This window comes from Pradoshia eiseniae (assembly GCF_002946355.1).
Classification (GTDB): Bacteria; Bacillota; Bacilli; order Bacillales; family Pradoshiaceae; genus Pradoshia; species Pradoshia eiseniae.
The window spans coordinates 643,500-662,555 of sequence record NZ_PKOZ01000001.1; the positions used below are offsets into that span (position 1 = coordinate 643,500).

Genomic DNA, 19,056 nt, shown 5'->3' on the forward strand with positions numbered 1-19,056 from the left:
CTTTATTTATTGGCTCTCTTATAACCGTTAGAATGCAAGAAGAGCGTAAGACTCTCCTCTTGGATTAAGATGAGATGCAGCTTATGAAATAAATAGAAGTGTAGCTAGATAGTCGAAAGGATGAACGACCATGCCAAAACCAACAGTAGCCATAGTCGGCAGGCCGAACGTAGGGAAATCAACGATCTTCAACCGAATCGTCGGTGAGCGGATTTCCATCGTGGAAGATATAGCCGGAGTAACAAGGGACCGTATTTATAGTTCCGGTGAATGGCTGAATCATGATTTCAATATTATTGATACAGGCGGAATTGATATCGGTGATGAACCGTTTTTAGAGCAGATTCGCCAGCAAGCGGAAATTGCGATTGACGAAGCCGACGTAATTATTTTAATGACGAGCGGCAGAGAAGGCCTGACATCTGCGGATGAAGAGGTGGCAAAGATTCTCTATCGTTCCAAAAAACCAGTTGTTGTAGCCGTGAATAAGGTTGACAACTTTGAGATGCGCGACCAGATTTATGATTTCTATGCGCTTGGGTTTGGAGAGCCAATTCCAATCTCAGGCTCCCATGGGATAGGGATTGGGGACTTGCTCGATGAAGTTGCCAAAAAATTCCCGACCCGCGAGGAATCAGATTATGATGAGGATGTCATCAAATTCAGTTTGATTGGGCGCCCTAATGTAGGGAAATCCTCATTAGTTAATGCCATTCTTGGTGAAGAAAGGGTCATTGTGAGTAATATCGCGGGTACAACGCGAGATGCAGTTGACTCTCCATACAAGTATAATGGAGATGATTATGTCATCATCGATACAGCAGGTATGAGGAAAAAAGGAAAGGTGTATGAGAGCACGGAAAAATACAGTGTGCTTCGTGCATTGAGAGCGATTGAACGTTCCGATGTTGTTCTTGTTGTCCTTGACGGTGAAGAGGGCATTATCGAACAAGATAAGAAAATTGCGGGCTATGCCCATCAGGCGGGACGAGCAGTTGTCATCGTCGTCAATAAATGGGATGCGGTTGAGAAAGATGATAAAACGATGAAGCGTTTTGAAGAGAAAATCAGGGCTGAATTCCAATTCCTTGATTATGCTCCAATCGTCTTCTTGTCAGCAAAAACGAAACGCCGGATTCATACGCTCTTACCGATGATTAATATGGCGAGTGAAAACCATGCTAGACGTGTGCCGACAAATGTATTGAATGATGTGATTATGGATGCCGTAGCGATGAACCCGACACCGACCCATAATGGCAAAAGGCTGAAGATTTTCTATGTGACTCAGGCTGCGGTCAAACCGCCAACCTTCATTGTATTCGTGAATGATCCTGAATTGATGCACTTCTCCTATGAGCGATTCTTGGAGAATAAAATCAGAGAAGCATTTGGATTTGAAGGTACACCTATAAAGATATTCTCTCGTTTGAGAAAATAATTGTTTTTGAGGAGTGGAGTATATGAGCGAAACAATTACAATTCTAGGGGCAGGTTCTTGGGGAACAGCTCTCGCAATGGTACTAGCAGACAATGGGCACACGGTACGTCTTTGGGGAAATGAAGAGAACCATGTAAAAGAAATCAATCAAGACCAAGCAAATAACCGCTATTTGCCGGGAGTGGAGCTGCCGGAGGGGATTACGGCTTATTATGACCTTGAGGAAGCGTTGGAGGATGTGGAAACCGTCGTCTTCGCCGTACCGACAAAAGCATTCCGGGAGGTTGCCCGCCGGGTTAAGTCCATCGTAAAGAATAAAATTACGATTGTGCATGTCAGCAAGGGGATCGAGCCTGACAGCTTGTTGAGAATATCTGAAATGCTTGAAGAGGAAATTGCTGATATTACGAAGGATATTATTGTTCTTTCCGGTCCAAGCCATGCAGAAGAAGTGAGCAGAAGAATTCCAACGACTGTAACGGTTGCATCCAAGAATATGGAAGCGGCCCAAGGAATTCAAGATTTATTCATGAACCAGAATTTCCGTGTTTATACGAATCAGGACCTTGTCGGCGTTGAAATTGGCGGTGCCCTAAAGAATATCATCGCGCTCGCTGCAGGTATCACCGATGGTCTTGGTTATGGCGATAACGCAAAAGCGGCCCTTATGACGAGGGGGTTAGCAGAAATCACACGCCTTGGAGTTAAAATGGGCGCAGACCCGCTGACCTTCCTGGGATTAACGGGTATTGGCGATTTGATTGTGACATGTACAAGCGTTCACTCACGCAACTGGCGTGCTGGAAACCTTCTAGGTAAGGGCAAGAGCCTGGATGAGGTGTTAGATAGCATGGGGATGGTCGTTGAGGGAGTTCGAACAACCAAAGCGGCCCATCAATTATCTGAAAAGTATCAGGTGAAGATGCCAATTACAAACGCTCTTTATGATGTCTTGTTTAATGGCAAGGATATTAAACAGGAAGTAGAAGATTTGATGGGACGAAGCAAAAAGCATGAAATGGAAGAATTGATTGACCTCGTGAACGAGGAAAGATAATCAAATTTTTTCATGCAGTATGGGCATTTGCTTGATACTTGAAGCAGCTAGATGTCATATTATGGTACGAAAGACTAACCAAGGCACATAGCCGATTGAAGTCTATATATTTAGTCCGAAGCGGAAGAGAGATGGCGACCCATTTCCCTTCCGTTTTTGTTTTTTTTATTTAATGGATAACAAGATTTTTGTGGAAAAATAGTAAATAATATTTGTGTTTGAAAAATTATGGTATAATACTCTCGGAAAAGGGGGTATGAAATCTTGAGTGTATCGATGCAAATGATGTGGTTTTCCATTTCGGGAATGGTCTTAATGGCGATTGCTGCCTTAGCCATATATGTTAGTCGGTATAAACTAAAAGGATTTTTCAAGTACTTGGTCGGGACCATTGCCTATTTCTGCTTATTTCTTGCGGGTATTATTATGTTCATCACTATCATAAGCGGGCCGACTGGCGGATGATGAAGGGCAAAATCAGAAAGCGTATAAGTGTCCTCTTGACCGGCTGTATCGCCTTGCTTTTAAGCGGGTGCCTGTATCCGGGAAATCAATTGCAGCAGAACCAGATACCTTATGAGGAGAGCGTCAAGGCTGTACAAGGGGCTGTAGATTCATTCAGGAAAGATAATGGAAGCCTGCTGCCGATTGTAACGAAAGAAGAGGGTACGGATTATTACATAAAATATATAATTGATTTCAAAAAAATCGTCCCAAGATACTTAGCGGAAATACCCGGTAATGCCTTTGAAGAGGGCGGGGTCTATCAATATACAATCATTAATGAGGAAGATGATCCGACCGTCAAACTCATTGATTTGCGATTGGCTGAAGTGATACGGTCTGTCCGGCTGCAAATTGATGCACAAGGATATCCCGCGCTTGCCGAGGAAATAGGTCCAGATGTCTATAAGCTAGATTATGAGAAGATGGGCTTTAAAGAGGAACCAACAGTCAGAAGCCCTTACTCAGGCAAGAGCCTTCATCTGGTCATGAGCGGTAAAGGAGAAATTTACATAGATTACACTCCAGACCTGTATGATTTGTTGGCGGAAAGAGAACAAGCACCATCAGAAGATATGGATATCAGGCCTTTTCTAATGGAGAATTCGATGTTCGTGCCTGCTTATTCCCTGCCTTATGCATGGGATGAAAAGGAGAATAGACCTGTCTTTCTGTCAAATCAGGAATAACCTTTCTTTTACGAAATATATTGTAAAAGAAAGGTTTTTTTATTCGTTATATAAGGCCTGCGATTAATAATGAGATAGGCAACTTACTGGCTGAAAGTCAGTTTACATAAATGGAGAGGAGAGAAAAAACTTGTCATAACAACATCTAGAAGAGTCATAAACATATAATGTCCAAGTTTACCAGTTATGAAAAAGCATCGATAGGTGGGTTCATATATTTTGGATCGGGAGGGGATCTCTTGGAAAAGATCGATATATTCAAGGATATAGCCGAGAGAACCGGCGGCGATATTTATCTAGGGGTTGTAGGAGCCGTCCGGACAGGTAAATCAACATTTATTAAGAAGTTCATGGAACTTGTCGTCTTGCCGGGCATTCATAGTGAAGCAGAAAAATCAAGAGCCATTGATGAACTGCCTCAAAGTGCCGCTGGGCGAACCATTATGACAACTGAGCCAAAATTCGTTCCAAACCAGGCAGCGCAAATCCAGGTGGGAGAAGGTCTTGACGTCAATATTCGCATGGTGGATTGCGTTGGGTACACTGTTCCGGGCGCAAAAGGATATGAGGATGAAAATGGGCCAAGAATGATCCATACGCCATGGTATGACGAACCGATTCCATTCCATGAAGCGGCGGAAATAGGGACGAGAAAAGTCATTCAAGATCATTCAACATTAGGAGTAGTCGTAACGACAGACGGAACGATTGGAGAGATTCCTCGCGCTGACTATATTGAAGCTGAAGAGAGGGTCGTCGAGGAATTAAAGGAAGTCGGCAAGCCGTTCATCATGATTGTTAATACGGTAAGCCCTTATCATCCTGATACTGAGGTTCTGCGCTCTAAGCTTCAAGAAAAATATGATATCCCTGTGCTTGCAATGAGCATTGAAAGCATGAGAGAGGGGGATGTGCTTAATGTCTTGAGGGAGGCGTTGTTTGAATTCCCAGTTCTTGAAGTGAATGTGAACCTCCCGCGTTGGGTTATGGTCTTAAATGAGGATCATTGGCTGCGCGGAAGCTATCAGGATGCCATACGGGAGACTGTCCAGGATATTAAACGACTCAGGGATGTAGACAGATTAGTCGGGCTGTTTGAGGAATATGATTTTGTCGGGCATGCAAGTCTTGCCGGCATTGAAATGGGCCAGGGAGTAGCCGAGCTTGACTTGAGTGCGCCAGATGAGCTCTATGATCAGGTGCTGAAGGAAATTGTTGGAGTTGAGATACGCGGTAAGGATCATCTCCTTGAATTAATGCAGGATTTTGCCTATGCGAAGGCGGAATATGACCAGGTGGCTGATGCACTTAAGATGGTGAAGCAGACAGGGTATGGCGTGGCAGCACCATCGCTTGCGGATATGAGTCTAGATGAGCCGGAAATCATTCGTCAAGGTTCAAGGTTTGGAGTCAGGCTGAAGGCCGTCGCACCTTCCATCCATATGATTAAGGTGGATGTAGAGTCTGAATTTGCCCCAATTATTGGCACGGAGAAGCAAAGTGAGGAATTGGTCCGTTACTTAATGCAAGATTTTGAGGACAATCCGCTCAGCATATGGAATTCGGATATCTTTGGAAGGAATTTATCCTCAATAGTGAGGGAGGGCATTCAGGCAAAGCTGAGCCTCATGCCGGAAAATGCACGCTATAAATTAAAGGAAACACTGGAAAGAATTATAAATGAAGGATCCGGTGGTTTGATTGCGATTATTCTTTAAAAACAGGGATTAAATGGTGATTTAGCGCCATTTAATCCCATTTTTCTGTTATAGGAATAAAGTCCAATATTTCAAAATAACTCAAATGGAGTCAAAACGCAATAAAATGAGAAAAATAAACTACAATATTCGAATAAATGCCCGTAATTTCGCTAATTTACTTGATATGGGGGCAGGGTTTGTGATAATCTTTTATCAGAAATCAACTTCTAAGCGAAAAGCCTTACATATCAATGTTTACAAAGCCTTTTTATGGTCAAAAATAATAAAAGTTGAAAAACAAGTTGATGAATTGATGATATTTCATTACAATTACAAAAAGTAATTGAAATAGTATAGATACCCCTTTGGGAGGAGGTGAATGGCATGAACAAGACAGAATTGATCAATGCAGTTGCAGAAGCTAGCGAACTTTCCAAAAAAGACGCTACAAAAGCTGTTGATGCAGTTTTCGAATCCATTTTAGAAGCGCTTAAAAATGGTGATAAAGTACAATTGATCGGTTTCGGTAACTTCGAAGTTCGTGAGCGTGCAGCCCGTAAAGGACGCAACCCACAAACTGGTGAGGAAATTGAAATCAGTGCAAGCAAAGTACCTGCATTCAAACCAGGTAAAGCGCTAAAAGACGCTGTTAAGTAATCCATACATAATCTGTGTTACTTGAATAAGCGCTATTCGCTTAAGAGCTGTTGCCGCTATGGCAACGGCTCTTTTTTATGCGCAGAATATATTAATTTGGCTAGAACTTAAAATGTGCTACTATGGTTATAGTTGAATTTTAGGTATGTTTTAGGAGGAAGACATTCATGCATGAAGTTAATAAAGGGAAAATAGAGGAAGCCGTAACAATGATTCTGGAAGCATTAGGAGAAGATCCTGCACGCGAGGGGATAGCAGACACGCCAAAACGTGTAGCTAGAATGTATGAAGAGGTATTTGCAGGTCTTGGTCAAGATCCGGAAGAATATTTTGAAACGGTATTTGGGGAAGATCATGAAGAATTAGTGCTTGTGAAGGATATTCCGTTTTATTCTATGTGTGAGCATCATCTTGTACCGTTCTTTGGTGTTGCTCATGTTGCCTACATACCAAAAGGCGGTCGTGTAACCGGCTTAAGTAAACTAGCCAGAGCGGTAGAAGCCGTTTCAAGACGTCCGCAATTGCAGGAAAGAATTACATCCACGGTCGCTGATGCCATCATGAATAAGCTTGAGCCGCATGGTGTTATGGTTGTCGTCGAGGCTGAGCATATGTGCATGACTATGAGAGGCGTGAAGAAGCCTGGCTCCAAAACCGTTACTTCTGCAGTACGAGGCACACTCGCTACAGATGCTCGCACGCGCCAGGAAGTATTAAGCTTTATCAACAAATGAGCCGTTCCGCAAATGAAAAAGGAGTGATTCGGTGAAAGAGGGAAATATCACACAGAATGATTTTGTTATCGTGAAGGCAAAGGAAGATGGCGTAAATGTCATTGGCCTTACGAGGGGAGAGGATACACGCTTCCATCATTCGGAGAAGCTGGATAAGGGAGAGGTTCTATTCGTCCAGTTTACAGAACATACCTCTGCGATCAAAATCAGGGGCAATGCTCTCATGTATACCCCTTATGGCCAGGTGGAGAGCGGGAAAGAATAACGTCTCAGGTTACCGACTATCCTTTTTCAACATAAATCGACAATGTTGAAAAAGGATAGTAAAATAAAGGCTAGATAATGAATGATATAAGTAGTGAAACGAATGGAAGTACAGGTGATGAGGGTGGAATCAGCGGGGAAAAAGATTGTACAATATGAGCGTGAAATCAGGAGCCATATATATGATTCGTTTGTTTGGAGGCATATAGAAGAGCCCGTCATAGATGAAGATAAGTTAGCAGTGTTTCTTGCCATCTTGTCTCATTCTGATGTAGAAGAGCAATCATTAACTAATTACATACTATCTATCATGCTCATGCAAATTGCCCTCGATACGCATGAAAACGTGACCAATGATATGAATAAGGAAGATTCCCATGAGCTTAGAAAAAGGCAATTGACCATTTTGGCGGGCGATTATTACAGCGGGTTGTATTATCATATTTTGGCTCGTACAGAGGATGTTAGTTTTATCAAGGAATTTTCTCGAGGCATCCAAGTCATTAATGAGTCAAAGGTGGAGCTTTATAGAAGCAAGGAAGCATCAGCTGAATTCTTGTTTTCGCATATGGAATCCATTGAGACAGTGCTGGCTGAAAAGACGGCTGCTTATTTTGACAGAGAATGCAATATGTCATTTTTTAAGGATTTCTTGCTGTTGAAACGGGTGAACCAGGAATTAGCGTTGCTTGAGTCACTGGAATACAGGAAGCAAGAAGTGCCTTCATATTATAGTGCTATGCTGTTGCCTCCTTTCTTGAATGGAGTAGAGGCTATTCAAAATCGCATGGAAAAGGGAATTCAGGCAGTTGAATGTGAAGATATGGCTAATAGGGCCAGAAAGGTCTTGGCGGAATCAAGGGGACATATCAACAACATGATGGAGAAAGGGTTATTTGGATGAAACAACAATCGAAAGAAGAACGAGTTCATCATGTATTTGAGAAGATATCAGACCAATATGATACGATGAATTCTGTGATCAGTTTTCAGCTTCATAAGAAATGGCGAGCAGATACAATGAAAAAGATGGCTGTCAAACAAGGAGATAAAGCCCTGGATGTCTGCTGCGGAACAGCCGATTGGACAATCGCGCTTGCAGAGGCGGTTGGTGAGGAAGGGAAAGTATGCGGTCTTGACTTCAGTAAGAATATGCTGAAGGTCGGTGCAGAAAAGGTCGAAAAACAAGGCCTGACGAATGTTGAACTAATCCATGGAAATGCAATGGAGCTTCCTTATGGGGATAACAGCTTTGATTATGTCACGATTGGTTTCGGTCTGCGTAATGTGCCGGACTATTTAACGGTGCTGAAGGAAATGAACAGGGTGCTTAAGCCTGGAGGTATGGCGGTATGTCTTGATACGTCTCAGCCGACAATGCCAGGATACCGGCAGCTTTATTATTTTTATTTTAGGCGTATTATGCCGCTCATGGGAAGGGTGCTTGCCAAGAGCTATGAGGAGTACTCCTGGCTGCAGGAATCCGCATCAGATTTTCCAGGAGCGCCAGAGTTAAAGAAATTATTTGAGAAAGCCGGTTTCGTCAAGGTGAAATACAAGCCGTATTCAGGCGGTGCAGCTGCTTCTCATTTTGGTTATAAAAAATCTCAATGAGGGATTTCGTACCTTGTTAAATGGGATGTGGAACGATGAAATTACCAGTTTTATATAAAATATTCAAACAGGATATACAGCTGATAGAAAAGGAACTTAAATCATCCATACAAGCGAGATCGAGGCTCTTGCAGAATGCTTCCGTCCACACGTTGAAGGCTGGGGGAAAGCGCATCCGTCCTGTTTTTGTCTTGTTGACCGCTAAATTTGGCGATTATGATATCGAACGCATAAAATACCCTGCAGTCGCACTAGAGCTTATTCATTCTGCTTCTCTTGTCCATGATGATGTCATTGACCAGGCAGATCTTCGCCGCGGTTCCCCAACTGTCCGCTCTAAATGGGATAATAAAGTGGCAACTTATACTGGGGACTATATTTTTGCCCGGGCTCAAGAGCTGATGACGCAGATTGATAATCCCTTGGCTCATAAGGTGCTGGCAAAGACCATTCTCGAGGTCAGCATTGGAGAAATCGAGCAGATTAAGGATAAGTATAATTATGATCAGAATCTCCGTGACTATTTAACCCGAATTAAGCGGAAGACAGCCCTGCTCATCGCTGCCAGCTGCCAGCTAGGAGCCATAAGCGCGGGCGTCAGTGAAACGATTCACAAGAAATTATTCTTATATGGATACTATGTAGGCATGTCTTTTCAAATCATTGATGATGTGCTTGATTTTACAGCAACAGAAAAAGAGCTTGGCAAACCAGCTGGAAGTGATCTTTGGCAGGGGAATATCACACTGCCTGTTCTTTATGCACTTAGGGAGCCGATTTTGGCGGAAGAAATCCGGAAGGTTCATGCAGATATGAGCCATGAAGAACTGAGGCCGATTTTGGAGAAAATCAAAAAATCAGGTGCTATCGAAAAATCCATGGAAGTCAGCAATCGCTATTTAAACAAAGCGTTTGCCATATTGAAGGAGCTGCCGGATACGAAGAATACTCGTTATCTATATGATATCGCTGAATTTATCGGTAAACGGAATTATTAAGCGTTTTCAAATTATTTGCTAAACATCATTTAAAATGGTATATTTTTCTGGTCATACGAAAACTAAAAAGATGCATAAACAGAGGTGTAATGATGGAAAAAACATTTTTAATGGTTAAACCAGATGGCGTTCAACGTAATTTAATCGGGGAAATTGTAAGCCGTTTCGAGAAAAAAGGCTTCCAGCTAATTGGAGCAAAATTAATGATCATTCCTGCAGAAGTTGCAGAAAAGCATTATGCTGAGCATAAAGAACGCCCATTCTTTGGAGAATTAGTAGATTTCATCACATCAGGACCTGTATTTGCGATGGCATGGCAAGGTGAAAGTGTGATTGCGACAGCTCGTCAAATGATGGGTTCCACTAATCCGAAGGATGCAGCTCCAGGAACCATTCGCGGTGATTTCGGCGTAACAGTTGGCAAGAATATCATCCATGGCTCTGATTCTCCTGAAAGTGCAGAAAGAGAGCTTGGCATCTTCTTTAAAGAAGAGGAACTATCTGAATACAGCAAGCTTGTGAATGAGTGGATTTATTAAACAGCATTCGAAAAACAGTTGCATGAAGAAAATGCAGCTGTTTTTTTATGCAATCATAAGTTGTCAGAAAAATACATTTTTTTATGAGTAGAGTTTCTATTTTGTTCTGATGTACAATAGGTAAACAAGTAAATTTAGCAAAAGAAGCTTTATTATGATATATTTGTACATAATTGCTTTAAAGTGATGAAGGAGGAGCCAGATGAGATACTTAACAGCGGGGGAATCCCATGGTCCCCAATTAACGACCATTATCGAGGGGCTGCCAAGCGGTATGCCAATAGCCGAGGAGGATATCAATAAACATTTAGCAAGGCGGCAAAAAGGCTACGGCAGGGGCAGAAGGATGCAAATAGAGAAAGATACCGCTGAGATTACATCGGGTGTAAGACATGGTAAGACATTGGGGTCTCCTGTAGCCATAAACGTGAAGAACCGGGATTGGACTCATTGGACACATGTCATGGGTATCGAGCCGATTGATGAGAAGGATGAAGAAGAAATCAAGCGTAAAATCACCAGACCAAGACCAGGCCATGCAGATTTGAACGGCGGCATCAAGTATGGGCACAGAGATCTGCGCAATGTGCTTGAACGATCATCTGCCCGGGAGACGACAGTCAGGGTTGCTGCAGGTGCAGTTGCCACAAAGCTTTTGCAGCTTCTAGGCATTGAACTCGTATCCCATGTGGTGGAGATTGGCGGTATTAAGGCAAAAAGCACAGAGATGACAGATATTCACGCGATAAGGGAAAAGGCAGAAGAGTCTCCTGTGCGCTGTCTTGATGAGGAAGCAGGTATTCAAATGATGGCTGCCATTGATGAAGCGAAGAAAAACGGGGATTCACTCGGCGGAGTGGTAGAAGTAATTGCCACAGGCATGCCAAGCGGAGTCGGGAGTTATGTGCATTATGACCGCAAGCTTGATGCCAAGATCGCTGGAGCCGTGCTTAGCATCAATGCCTTTAAGGGTGTCGAATTTGGCATTGGTTTTGAAGCGGCACGTGTGCCAGGCAGCAAGGTTCACGATGAGATTATCTGGGATGAAGAGGCAGGCTATAGCAGGAAGACGAACCGTCTAGGGGGATTTGAAGGCGGAATGACCACCGGAATGCCGATTGTCGTTCGCGGAGTAATGAAGCCAATCCCAACCCTGTATAAACCGCTCAATAGCGTGGATATTGAGACGAAGGAATCATTCGCTGCATCAATTGAACGCTCAGATGCATGCGCAGTGCCAGCTGCCGCGGTGGTGTGTGAGCATGCTGTTGCGTGGGAGCTTGCGAGCGCTATTATGGATCAATTCTATGCAGACCGCCTTGATACACTAATTGAAACGATTAATGAACAACGGAAATATGCGAGGGAATTTTGATGGGCAGCTTTGAGATTCAGACAGCTTCAAAAATCTATCCCATTTTTATAGGGAGTGAAGCTTCGGAGAAATTACCTGGATTTTTGCAGGAAAAGTTTCCGAGGAGGAAGAAACTGTATTTAATTACGGATTCTCATGTATCTGCCTTGCATGCAGATTCACTAGCCGGTTTATTGAATCAATCCGGATACGATACGCTCGTTCATGTCGTTCCGTCCGGAGAGGCAGCGAAGTCGCTTGCATGCTATGAAGAATGCATGACAAACGGATTTAGGCATCATATTGGCCGGGAGGGAATCATTCTCGCTCTAGGCGGCGGTGTAATAGGAGATTTAGCGGGATTTGTTGCGGCAACATATATGCGGGGAATTCCATTCATCCAGCTTCCGACAACCCTTCTGGCTCATGATAGTGCGGTTGGAGGGAAGGTAGGTATCAACCATTCCCTTGGCAAAAATCTGATAGGGGCTTTTTATCAGCCTGAAGCGGTTGTCTATGACATTTCCTATCTTCAAACGTTACCCGTGCGGGAGTGGAGGAGCGGCTTTGCGGAGCTGATTAAGCACGCCTTTCTCTCCTCTGAAGCGTTTTATCATGAGCTGCGTAATGAAGTTAAGAGCATGGAGGATCTAAAGAATCATCCTAAGCTTGGCGAATGGATTGAACAGGGGATTAAGGTGAAGGCTTCGATTGTCGCAGAGGATGAGCGGGAATCAGGCAAACGGGCTTTCCTTAATTTAGGACATACCCTCGCCCATGCCATGGAGGGGGCAGCTGGATATGGTGAGCTAACCCACGGGGAGGCTGTTGCATTTGGCCTGTTCTCTGATTTATATTTAAGCAGGAAATATACAGGGTTGGATATAGACTTGGACAGCCTGTATCAATGGCTCATTAACCTGGGCTATTTGACGGTTACAAACGATGTGCTTGATATAGACCGTCTAATCCCATATATGAAGCTTGATAAGAAGAATCAGGACGGCAAGATTGCAACCATCCTGCTAAAGAATTTCGGCGAGCCTATTCTGTCAACGTTTGACGAAGAGGAAATCCGTCAAGATTTCGCTGAATTCATTGGACATTATTTTGCAGTTTAAGTTAGGAGAGAAGATTATGTTAAGAGGCATAAGAGGGGCCATTACGGTATCGGCTAACCGCAAGGAAGAAATTGAAAGCCAAACTGAACGATTGATGCGAGAGATGATTAAACAAAATGATTTGGATAGCGAGACAATCGCTTCGGTTTTCATTTCTGTGACTGATGACCTTGACGCCGGATTTCCTGCTGCCTCAGTCCGGAAGATTGATGGGTTCACGTATGTACCTGTGATGTGTATGCGCGAAATTCCGGTGCCCGGCTCATTGCCGCTTGCGATTAGAATCATGATTCATGTAAATACCGATCGCAGCCAAAGGGAGATTAAGCATGTTTATTTGGAGGAGGCCGTTAAGCTAAGGCCTGATCTGCTGGATAACTAAGAATAAAGGGGGAGTTTTAGCGATGAAGTGGAAGAAACATTTATATACTCTTAAGCCATACCAGCCTGGTAAACCGATTGATGATGTGAAACGTGAATTCGGCCTGACGGAGATTATCAAATTAGCTTCAAATGAAAATCCATATGGCTATTCTCCAAAGGTTAAGAAGGTTCTCAAGGAAACAGATTGGCAGCTGGCTCTTTATCCTGATGGAGGTGCTGTGAACCTGCGGGAGGCTGTTTCTTCCTTTTGGGGAGTGGAAGGGAATCAATTAATCTTTGGAAACGGTTCTGATAATTTGATTCAAATGATTACGAAAGCGCTGCTTTCACCAGGAGTGAATACGGTCATGGCTACCGGAACCTTCAGTCAGTATAGCCACAATGCCATTTTGGAGCAGGCGGAGATTCGGGAAGTTCCTCATGTGAACGGCCGCCATGATCTAGACGGAATGCTTGCTCAGATTGATTCGAACACAAGCGTTGTCTGGCTTTGCTCTCCGAATAATCCGACAGGTGAATATATTCGCGAGGCTGAGTTATTGCCATTCCTTGAGCAAGTACCTGAGGATGTTCTTGTTGTATTTGACGCTGCTTACTATGAATATGTGACCGCTGACGATTATCCTGCTTTGATTCCCTTGATTACTCGCTATAAAAATGTGATAATCCTGCATACTTTTTCTAAAATCTATGGTATTGCGTCTCTTAGGGTCGGATATGGGATTGCGGATGAATCAATCATCCGTATGCTTGAGCCGGCAAGGGAGCCTTTTAACGTCAATTCTGTTGCTCAAAGAGCTGCAATGGAGGCAATCTCAGACCAATCGTTTATCGATGAGTGCAGACAAAGAAACAGAGAAGGGCTGCAAGCATTCTATCAATTTTGTGAGAACAATCAATTATCCTATTATCCTTCACAAGGGAATTTCATCTTGATGGATACTGGCTATAAAGGGAATGAAGTTTTTCAATATTTACTTGAACGTGGTGTGATTGTCCGCTCTGGGGAAGCGCTTGGTTTTCCTACGTCAATCAGGGTGACAGTTGGTTCAGCAGCAGAGAATGCACTCGTTTTGAAGGAACTTGAAGGTTTCCTTCAGACCAAGAAGAGTGAAGCAGCAAAATAGAAGAATGTAAGAGAGGTGCCTCCATGCGCGGCAATGTATTGATTATTGGATTAGGACTGATTGGAGGCTCTATTGCACTAGGGATTAAGAAAGAGCATCCTGATGCAAGAATTTTTGGTTATGATACAGATAAGCAGCAAGCGATGCTCGCAAAGGCGCTAAAAATCATCGATGAACCGGTTGATGACTATCCGGAAACGGCGAAAGCCAGCGATTTGATTGTCATATGTACGCCTGTGAATGCAACCGTACAAGTCATAGAAACGCTCTCCAGACAGCCGTTAAAGGAGACTGTTATTCTGACGGATGCAGGTAGCACAAAGAAAAAGGTATTGGATGCGGCCGAACGCCATTTTGGTGCTCGGCATGTCTTCGTTGGAGGGCATCCGATGGCCGGCTCCCATAAGAGCGGAGTGGCTGCGGCAAAGGAGCATTTATTCGAGAACGCCTTCTATATGCTCACTCCGTCCAGATTTGCTGGAGTGAAGGAGATTGGCCAGTTAAAGATGTGGCTGAAAGGAACAAAGGCAAAATTTCTTGAGGTTAGTGCCGAGGAGCATGATTATCTTACTGGGGTTATCAGCCATATGCCTCATATCATGGCAGCTTCCATGGTTAACCTTGCCGAAAGTGCTGAGCATAAGCACGAGATTATCGCTCGTCTTGCAGCAGGAGGGTTTAGGGATACGACACGAATTGCCTCCTCTAGCCCGGAGATGTGGAAAGACATCCTTCTTCATAATGATCAGATTTTGATTCCCCTGCTGGATTCATGGATTAGGGAGATGGAAGAGGTTAAGGAGTGGATGATCAACAAGGATAGCAGGAGAATCTATGATTTCTTCTCCGGCGCCAAGCGTTTTAGAGATGCCCTTCCAGTACACGAGAAAGGGGCTATACCTTCATCTTACGATCTTTATGTGGATGTTCCTGATTATCCGGGTGTTATTTCAGAAATCACCGGGTATCTTGCTGAATCGAGCATTAGCATAACGAATATTCGTATTCTTGAGACACGGGAGGAGATTTACGGCGTGCTTGCGATATCCTTCCAAAGTAACAAAGATAGGGCTCTTGCAGTCGAATGTCTGCAGCTTAAAACTACATACGATACGTATTTTGATTAAACCGTCAGGAGGAATTACATGGTTAAAAGATTGGAGTTTACACATCCGTCATTAAAAGGCAAGCTGGAGGTCCCGGGTGATAAATCAATCTCTCATAGGGCCGTTATGTTTGGGTCTGTTGCAGAAGGCGAAACGACAATCAGCCATTTCTTGGAGGGGGAAGATTGTCTAAGCACCATTGATTGCTTCCGTAAGCTTGGGGTAAACATTGAACAAAATGGAACCGATGTGAAGGTATTTGGAAAGGGATTTACCGGGCTTAGCGCTCCGAGTGAGGTCCTTGACGTGGGTAATTCAGGCACATCTATTAGACTTCTGCTCGGTTTATTGGCTGGAGTGCCTTTTGATCTAACTTTCACAGGGGATGAATCTATCGCCAAAAGACCTATGAAACGGGTAGTTGCTCCCCTTCGTCAAATGGGAGCACAAATTAACGGCCGGGATGACGGAAATCTTATCCCGCTGACAGTAAAAGGATCAGCTCTCACAGGAATAGAATATGAACTGCCTGTTGCGAGCGCACAGGTGAAATCAGCGATATTGCTTGCGGGTCTTCAGGCAGACGGCGAGACGACAGTCATCGAAAAGGAGCGGACGCGAGACCATACTGAGAAGATGATTCAATCGTTCGGGGGCCATATTTCTGTTGATGGGCTGCGCATTACGGTGAGAGGCGGCCAATCCTTTAAAGGGGGGCATATCACCGTTCCGGGAGATATTTCGTCAGCTGCCTTTTGGCTTGCGGCTGGAGCCATTGTACCTGGCAGCGAGATTACGATTGAGAATGTTGGTCTAAACCCAACACGTACTGGCATTATTGATGTCTTGCGGGAAATGGGGGCAGATATGGATGTTTTTGTCGATGAGAAGGCAGGTTTGGGAGAGGAAGTTGGGACCATCACCATCCGTTATTCCAAACTGCGAGGGACAATAATCGGAGGAGATATCATTCCAAGGTTAATAGATGAAATCCCCATTATTGCCCTAATGGCCACACAGGCAAAAGGTCAGACAATCATCAAGAATGCCGAGGAATTAAAAGTAAAGGAAACAAATCGGATTGACGCCATTGCTACACAGCTCGGCCGGCTAGGAGCCATGATTACCCCGACGGACGATGGATTGATTATTGAGGGGGAACAATCCCTGCACGGCGGAAAGGTAGACAGTCTCACTGACCATAGGATTGGCATGACGCTGAGTATTGCCTCCTTATTATCGGACGGTCCTGTGGAGCTTGAGAACGAGAGCGCAATCTCCGTCTCATATCCAAGCTTTTTTGATGACCTGGAAAGGTTAATAAACTAACATGTTTAAGGGCATTCAGATTCTAGTGAAGCTGGATGCCTTTTTGTATGCAGAGATAGGTGAATTTAATAGACTAGAGAGCATCTATGACGTATTCTCGTAACTTTCTTAACCATTTTAACGGTCATGGTGCTAAATCGAAGGAAAGGAACATAGCATGTCTTTAAGAGAATATCAATGTGGGGAAGTTAATGGACTTTACTATCGAATAAATATTTGGTAGGGTGGTGAATGTCGCAGGGTATACTAGACGGGCTCTAGATGAAATTAAATCTATTCTAGGTATCGAAAATTGGCTATACTGTATATACAGGAAGTGATTATTTTCATGCATATCATCCACTAAATCTTCCTCTGCAGCTATTCATTTGATTTTTACCACAGGAAAACACGATGTCTACATAGAATACATTCATAAGCAGGTTCCTTTGGGAGCGTTTCCAGACATGGACAAGTTAATGTTTGTAGCGCGATGCTGAATTTACGGCTGGAATAAACGCCGTATCACTGCTTACAGTTGGTCCAAATTAACCGTTCGAAATGAGCATTTGGAAAGGAATATAGGGAAATGAATATTGAAACAATCAGAAAAAAACTTTTGCAAGGTGAATGGGAAGAAGCAAAAACACATATAAATTTAATTAAGGAATCTCAAAACGATGAGGATATTTTTACATTGGCAGAAGAACTAGCTTCTTTAGGTTTTATGGAAGAGGCAAAGGAATTGTTTGAGGAGCTTGAGAAACGGTATCCGGAGGAAGGAGAGGTTCTTTTCTCACTGGCAGAAGTCTCAGCAGAACTGGGCAATGAAGAGGAAGCGCTATTGTATTTGGAGAAAATTGAAAACGATGACCCAATGTATCCAGGGGCATTGCTGCTGCTTGGCGACCTTTATCAGGCAATGGGAATGGAAGAAGTGAGCGTTCGAAAGCTGCTGGAAGCTAATGTTATCCTGCCTGATGAGCCGATTGTGAAATTTGCCTTGGCAGAACTTTATTATCAACAAGGAAATTTCCGTGAAGCCGTAGAATTATATACTTATATTTCTCAAAATGATTCAAGCATTAATGGCATTTCCATTAATAAGCGTTTGGCTTTATCACTCGTATCTCTTGGTGAATTTGAAGAATCACTGCCATATTTTAATAAGGCAGAACGAGAGGACAATGACAATGATGTAAACTTGCTGTTCGAATATGGGTTTGCCGCATTTCATGCCGGTGAATATGTCACGGCTATTGCCAAGTTCAGTGATTTGAAGGAAATGGACCCGGCTTATCATTCCTTGTATATGTATTTAGCAATGGCCTATGAGGAGAATAAAGATCTTCAGATGGCGATTGAAGTGGCTGAAGAGGGAATGAAAGAAGACCCGTTCAATAAAGAAATATTCCTTTATGGAGCAGAATTGGCATCCAAGAAAGGAGATTCTCCAAAAGCGATTAAGTGGCTTTCAGAGGCCATAGCGATCGATCCTGGTTATTTGGAGGCAATCTTGACACTGGGCAAATTATACCTGCATGAGGAACAATATTCAGAGGTTATTGATTTAGTCTCATCTGTGCGTGAAATGGGAGAAGAGGATCCTCAATTTGATTGGTTAATGGCAACGGCCTATTCAGAGCTAGAGGAATATGAGCAAGCCCTCTCGTCCTATCGTGAAGCTTATCAGCATTTCATGGAGAATAAGGAATTCTTGCACGAATATGGTTACTTCTTGCTTGAAGACAGTAAATTTGAGGAAGCTCGATCCATCTTTGAGAAGCTATTGAAGGATGATCCAAGTAATGATGAGTATCTGGATATTTTAGAAAGAATTTAAATTATATGCGCAGAGGAGGGCTCCACCATTGAAAACCCCTGTATCTGTCGATGAGAAAAAAGAATTCATCCGTTGGTTTCTGAATAATTATCAATTAAAGCGGCGCGAATGTGTGTGGATATTGAACTATTTGATGAGTCATGATCAGCTGATGAGGAATGTCCATTTTGTTGAGGGAGCCAAATATTGCCCAAAAGGGATGGTTATGTCCACACATTGTGTGGATGACGTGCCTTTTCGATTCTATAAGAGCAATATCATGACAACTGATGCAGAGAAATCCTTCCATGACATCAGATTAAACCGTGAGGAAGACATTTATATTCAATTGAACTTTCGAACAGCGTATTCTTCCTACCAATATGCAGCTGTCTTGGAGGAAAATCCGTATTTGCCGAAGAATCTGCCTGGGAATGAGCAAGACCAGCATATCGCCGAGAGCATTCTGGAAGAAAGCTTGAATCGTTTTGAGGAAGAGCGGCTGCTGAAATTGATTGACGTGTCGATTGATGAAAGAGACCATGCTCAATTCACCCTATTAAGCAATCGCCTGAAAAGGCTCCGCACAAAGAAAAAATCCCTGACTTAAATCCCGTCAGCAAATAAGCCAGATCGC

Annotated in this window: 20 protein-coding genes; all 20 read left to right on the forward strand. The window is 43.4% G+C overall.

Going from position 1 to position 19,056, the window contains the following annotated elements:
- Nucleotides 1–130 precede the first annotated feature (130 nt).
- Nucleotides 131–1,441 carry a ribosome biogenesis GTPase Der gene (gene der / locus CYL18_RS03180; RefSeq protein ID WP_104847994.1) on the forward strand — a complete coding sequence of 437 codons (1,311 nt, stop codon included), beginning with the start codon at nucleotides 131–133 and terminating at the stop codon, nucleotides 1,439–1,441.
- 22 nt (nucleotides 1,442–1,463) lie between these two features.
- Nucleotides 1,464–2,498 (forward strand): NAD(P)H-dependent glycerol-3-phosphate dehydrogenase, encoded by a 1,035-nt coding sequence (locus CYL18_RS03185; protein ID WP_104847995.1) that lies wholly within the window; start codon nucleotides 1,464–1,466, stop codon nucleotides 2,496–2,498.
- Nucleotides 2,499–2,762: 264 nt separating this feature from the next.
- Complete coding sequence (locus CYL18_RS03190; RefSeq protein ID WP_236636208.1) at nucleotides 2,763–2,963, forward strand: DUF2768 domain-containing protein; 201 nt, start codon at nucleotides 2,763–2,765, stop codon at nucleotides 2,961–2,963.
- Nucleotides 2,963–3,691 carry a hypothetical protein gene (locus CYL18_RS03195; RefSeq protein ID WP_104848351.1) on the forward strand — a complete coding sequence of 243 codons (729 nt, stop codon included), beginning with the start codon at nucleotides 2,963–2,965 and terminating at the stop codon, nucleotides 3,689–3,691. Before CYL18_RS03190 ends, CYL18_RS03195 begins: the two co-directional genes overlap by 1 nt.
- A 239-nt stretch (nucleotides 3,692–3,930) precedes the next feature.
- Complete coding sequence (gene spoIVA, locus CYL18_RS03200; protein ID WP_104847996.1) at nucleotides 3,931–5,409, forward strand: stage IV sporulation protein A; 1,479 nt, start codon at nucleotides 3,931–3,933, stop codon at nucleotides 5,407–5,409.
- Nucleotides 5,410–5,775: 366 nt separating this feature from the next.
- Nucleotides 5,776–6,048, forward strand: coding sequence for an HU family DNA-binding protein (locus tag CYL18_RS03210; RefSeq protein ID WP_049670554.1), 273 nt, complete (start codon nucleotides 5,776–5,778; stop codon nucleotides 6,046–6,048).
- Between the two features lie 167 nt (nucleotides 6,049–6,215).
- Nucleotides 6,216–6,782, forward strand: coding sequence for a GTP cyclohydrolase I FolE (gene folE, locus CYL18_RS03215; RefSeq protein WP_104847999.1), 567 nt, complete (start codon nucleotides 6,216–6,218; stop codon nucleotides 6,780–6,782).
- 31 nt (nucleotides 6,783–6,813) lie between these two features.
- Nucleotides 6,814–7,047, forward strand: a complete 234-nt coding sequence (gene mtrB / locus CYL18_RS03220) for a trp RNA-binding attenuation protein MtrB (protein WP_104848000.1) — start codon at nucleotides 6,814–6,816, stop codon at nucleotides 7,045–7,047.
- Between the two features lie 102 nt (nucleotides 7,048–7,149).
- On the forward strand, nucleotides 7,150–7,950 hold the full coding sequence (locus tag CYL18_RS03225; protein ID WP_104848001.1) for a heptaprenyl diphosphate synthase component 1: 801 nt from the start codon (nucleotides 7,150–7,152) through the stop codon (nucleotides 7,948–7,950).
- Nucleotides 7,947–8,660 carry a demethylmenaquinone methyltransferase gene (locus CYL18_RS03230; protein ID WP_104848002.1) on the forward strand — a complete coding sequence of 238 codons (714 nt, stop codon included), beginning with the start codon at nucleotides 7,947–7,949 and terminating at the stop codon, nucleotides 8,658–8,660. The genes CYL18_RS03225 and CYL18_RS03230 overlap by 4 nt, the downstream gene beginning before the upstream one ends.
- A 35-nt stretch (nucleotides 8,661–8,695) precedes the next feature.
- On the forward strand, nucleotides 8,696–9,658 hold the full coding sequence (hepT, locus tag CYL18_RS03235) for a heptaprenyl diphosphate synthase component II (RefSeq protein WP_104848003.1): 963 nt from the start codon (nucleotides 8,696–8,698) through the stop codon (nucleotides 9,656–9,658).
- 92 nt (nucleotides 9,659–9,750) lie between these two features.
- Nucleotides 9,751–10,197 carry a nucleoside-diphosphate kinase gene (gene ndk / locus CYL18_RS03240; RefSeq protein WP_104848004.1) on the forward strand — a complete coding sequence of 149 codons (447 nt, stop codon included), beginning with the start codon at nucleotides 9,751–9,753 and terminating at the stop codon, nucleotides 10,195–10,197.
- 202 nt (nucleotides 10,198–10,399) lie between these two features.
- The gene (aroC, locus tag CYL18_RS03245) at nucleotides 10,400–11,572 is read left to right on the forward strand and encodes a chorismate synthase (protein ID WP_104848005.1); all 1,173 of its coding nucleotides are present in this window, start codon (nucleotides 10,400–10,402) and stop codon (nucleotides 11,570–11,572) included.
- Entirely contained in the window at nucleotides 11,572–12,672 is a 1,101-nt protein-coding gene (aroB, locus tag CYL18_RS03250; RefSeq protein WP_104848006.1) for a 3-dehydroquinate synthase, read from the forward strand. The genes aroC and aroB overlap by 1 nt, the downstream gene beginning before the upstream one ends.
- Before the next feature lie 16 nt (nucleotides 12,673–12,688).
- Nucleotides 12,689–13,054 carry a chorismate mutase gene (gene aroH, locus CYL18_RS03255; protein WP_104848007.1) on the forward strand — a complete coding sequence of 122 codons (366 nt, stop codon included), beginning with the start codon at nucleotides 12,689–12,691 and terminating at the stop codon, nucleotides 13,052–13,054.
- A gap of 22 nt (nucleotides 13,055–13,076) precedes the next feature.
- Nucleotides 13,077–14,183 (forward strand): histidinol-phosphate transaminase, encoded by a 1,107-nt coding sequence (gene hisC / locus CYL18_RS03260; RefSeq protein WP_104848008.1) that lies wholly within the window; start codon nucleotides 13,077–13,079, stop codon nucleotides 14,181–14,183.
- 23 nt (nucleotides 14,184–14,206) lie between these two features.
- Nucleotides 14,207–15,310 carry a prephenate dehydrogenase gene (locus CYL18_RS03265; RefSeq protein ID WP_104848009.1) on the forward strand — a complete coding sequence of 368 codons (1,104 nt, stop codon included), beginning with the start codon at nucleotides 14,207–14,209 and terminating at the stop codon, nucleotides 15,308–15,310.
- Between the two features lie 18 nt (nucleotides 15,311–15,328).
- Entirely contained in the window at nucleotides 15,329–16,618 is a 1,290-nt protein-coding gene (aroA, locus tag CYL18_RS03270) for a 3-phosphoshikimate 1-carboxyvinyltransferase (RefSeq protein ID WP_104848010.1), read from the forward strand.
- 568 nt (nucleotides 16,619–17,186) lie between these two features.
- A complete protein-coding gene (locus CYL18_RS03275) occupies nucleotides 17,187–18,440 on the forward strand; it encodes a tetratricopeptide repeat protein (protein ID WP_104848011.1) in 1,254 nt (417 codons plus the stop codon).
- Between the two features lie 28 nt (nucleotides 18,441–18,468).
- Nucleotides 18,469–19,029 (forward strand): ReoY family proteolytic degradation factor, encoded by a 561-nt coding sequence (locus CYL18_RS03280; protein ID WP_104848012.1) that lies wholly within the window; start codon nucleotides 18,469–18,471, stop codon nucleotides 19,027–19,029.
- Nucleotides 19,030–19,056: the final 27 nt, after the last annotated feature.